This is a genomic window from Rudaea sp., from assembly GCF_036383415.1.
Classification (GTDB): domain Bacteria; phylum Pseudomonadota; class Gammaproteobacteria; order Xanthomonadales; family Rhodanobacteraceae; genus Rudaea.
In genome coordinates this window covers 1-3,081 of the sequence record NZ_DASVOK010000313.1, presented here as the reverse complement: position 1 = coordinate 3,081, position 3,081 = coordinate 1, and the positions used below count along the sequence as shown (strand labels likewise).

Sequence of the window (3,081 nt, the reverse complement as noted above, 5' to 3'; positions counted from 1 at the left end):
AGCCACGCCGCGAAACGCCGGCCGCGACGAACGACGCAGTCGCCCAGCCCGCGGTCGCCGTGTCGGCCGACGGCCCCGCGCCGAAAAAACGTCGCCGCCGCGGTGGACGCGGTCGTCGTCACGGCGAGCGCATCGAGACGCAAGCCGGCGCCGAAACCTTCGCCGCGCCCAAGGGCAAACCGGCAACCATCCCGACGGCGGTTTCCGCCGCCACAGCGACGGACGCCAAATCTGCAGCGAAGAAGCCCGGCTTCTTCCATCGCATCGTGCGCATGTTCAAGCGTTCCTGATCTGCGGCGCGACAAGGCCGCATGATCCGCGACGCCACAACGCGCGACTTCCCCGCGATCCTCGCCCTCAACGCCGAGTCGGTGCATTTTCTCAGTCCGCTCGATGAAGCGCGGTTACTCCGCCTGCATGCGCAGGCCGCCTGCCATCGCGTGGTCGAGATCGACGGCGCGGTCGCCGCGTTCCTGCTCGTGCTGCGCGAAGGCGCCGACTACGACAGCCCGAACTACCGCTGGTTCGCGCAACGCCATGCGCAATTCCTCTACATTGATCGCATCGTCGTCACCGCAAATCGGCAAGGCCACGGGCTCGCGGCGATGCTCTACGACGATCTGCTCGCCTTCGCGAGAACTGCGGGCGTGGAAACGCTGACCTGCGAATTCGATCTCGATCCGCCCAATCCCGCCTCGGCGAAATTCCACGCGCGCTGCGGCTTTCGCGAAGTCGGCACGCAGTGGCTCGGCGGTGGAAAGAAGCAGGTATCGCTGCAGGCACGCAGCATCCCGACCTGACTTGCTCAACCAACCTCACCCCTCGGTTATGATCGCGGGCAAATCATTCGGGGAGGGTCCATGAGCCTGATCGACACCATCACGCGGCACAAATCCGTCGAAGCGCTGCAGGCCGAAGCCGGCAAGCGTGGAGATTTCCGCCGCGTGCTCGGCCTCTGGCAACTCACCGCGATCGGCATCGGCGGCATCATCGGCGTCGGCGTGTTCGTGCTCGCGGGACAACAGGCGGCGCTCAACGCGGGACCGGCCGTCGCGCTCGCGTTCGTCATCGCCGGCATCGCCAGCGCCGCCGCCGCGCTGTGCTACGCCGAATTCGCCGGCATGATTCCGGTCACCGGCAGCGCCTACACCTACGGCTACGCCGTGCTCGGCGAGCTGCCGGCGTGGCTGATCGGCTGGGACCTGCTGCTTGAATACGCACTGATCGTCGCCGTCGTCGCGATCGGCTGGTCGGGCTATGTACAGTCCGCGCTGGCGAGTGCCGGCATCGTGCTGCCGGTCTGGGCACAGGGCGCGCTCGGCACCGGCGAAGGCCGCGTGTTCAACGTGATCGCGGCACTGGTGACGCTCGGCGTCGCCGCGCTGCTCGTGTTCCGCACCGAGTGGGGCGCGCGCTTCAACACCGTCGTCGTCGCGATCAAGGTCGCCGCGGTCGCGCTCGTGATCGGCATCGGTGTGTTCTACGTCAATCCGACGAACTGGCATCCGTTCGTGCCCGAGCGCGTGATCGACGCGAAAGGCGTCGGCCATTTCGGCTGGGGCGGCATCGCGACCGCCGCGGCCGTCGTGTTCTTCGCCGTGTTCGGCTACGACACGCTGACCACCGCGGCCGAGGAATCGAAGAATCCGCAGCGCGACCTGCCGCGCGCAGTGCTGCTTTCGCTCGGCGTGTCGATGGCGATGTACCTCGCCGTCTCGCTCATCCTGACCGGCATCGTGGCGTATCCGAAACTCAACACCGAGGCGCCCGTCGCCGATGCGTTCAAGAGCCTGGGTCTGAACTGGGTCGCGGCGACGATTTCGGTGTCGGCCGTATTCGGCCTGATCAGCGTGCTGTTTGCGTTCATGCTCGGCGCGGCGCGCATCTGGTACGCGCTCGCGCGCGACGGCCTGCTGCCGGGCTGGTTCGCGCATGTGCATCCGACTTACGGCACGCCGCATCGCCCGACCATCGTGCTCGGCGTGTTCACCGCGCTCGTCGCCGGACTGTTTCCGCTCGACGAGGTAGCCAAGCTCGTCAACATCGGCGTGCTCTCGGCGTTCATCGTGATCTGCGCATCGGTCATCGTGCTGCGCATGCGCAAGCCCGAGTTGCCGCGCTCGTTCCGCACGCCGTGGGTGCCTTTCGTGCCGATCATCGGCATCCTGTTCTCGATCTGGCTGCTGTCCGAGCTCGCCGCGATCACCTGGCTCGTGTTCGTGGTCTGGGTGAGCATCGGCCTTCTCGTCTACTTCGGCTACGGCATGCGCCACAGCCAGCTGGCGCGGTAAACAGGCGTGATTCGTTTCGAACAGGTCAGCAAGAAGTATCCGTCCGGGCAGGAAGCGCTGACCGATCTTTCGTTCGAGCTGGCCGCAGGCGAGATGGCCTTCGTCGCCGGCCATTCGGGTGCGGGCAAGAGCACGCTGCTGCGCCTCGTCGCGCTGATGGACCGGCCGACGCGCGGGCAGATCACGGTCAACGGCCAGAATTTCGCCAAGACCAAGGCACGCCATGTACCACGCGTGCGCCGCGGCGTCGGCATGGTGTTCCAGGATCATCGCCTGCTGATGGATCGCAGCGTGTTCGACAACGTCGCCCTGCCGCTCGAGATCGCCGGCTGCTCGCGCGAGGAAATCGGCAAGCGTGTGCGCGCCGCGCTCGACAAGGTCGGCCTGCTCGCGCGCGAGGCATCGGCACCGGTGACGCTGTCGACCGGCGAGCAGCAGCGCGTCGGCATCGCCCGCGCGATCGTCGGCAAGCCGCCGGTGCTGATCGCCGACGAGCCGACCGGCAATCTCGATCCGGTGCTGTCGGCGGAGATCATGAAACTGTTCGCCGAATTCGAACAGGTCGGCACGGCCGTACTCGTCGCCAGCCACGATCTGAACCTGATCAAGCGCATGGGCAAGCGTGTGCTCGTGCTCGATCACGGAAAGTTGATCGATGATTTCCGGCCTGCGCCTGTGTCGAAAGCCGAGGTGCGCGCATGAACCGCCGTGTCACTCCGGCCCAAGTCAAACCGGAAAAACCGCTCGCGCCGCGCGCACCCGCGCACGAGCGCCCGCGCGCGCGCGCGTG

General features: G+C 66.9%; 3 protein-coding genes and 1 pseudogene. All 4 read left to right on the top strand.

Annotated elements, in window-relative coordinates; translation table 11 throughout:
- Positions 1-290 (top strand): annotated as a pseudogene (locus VF497_RS11820) (ATP-dependent RNA helicase RhlB); the annotation flags it as partial.
- A 21-nt stretch (positions 291-311) separates the two neighbouring features.
- A complete protein-coding gene (locus VF497_RS11815) occupies positions 312-800 on the top strand; it encodes a GNAT family N-acetyltransferase (protein WP_330888928.1) in 489 nt (162 codons plus the stop codon).
- Positions 801-860: 60 nt separating this feature from the next.
- Complete coding sequence (locus tag VF497_RS11810; RefSeq protein WP_330888926.1) at positions 861-2,291, top strand: amino acid permease; 1,431 nt, start codon at positions 861-863, stop codon at positions 2,289-2,291.
- Positions 2,292-2,297: 6 nt separating this feature from the next.
- The gene (ftsE, locus tag VF497_RS11805) at positions 2,298-2,993 is read left to right on the top strand and encodes a cell division ATP-binding protein FtsE (protein ID WP_330888924.1); all 696 of its coding nucleotides are present in this window, start codon (positions 2,298-2,300) and stop codon (positions 2,991-2,993) included.
- Positions 2,994-3,081: the final 88 nt, after the last annotated feature.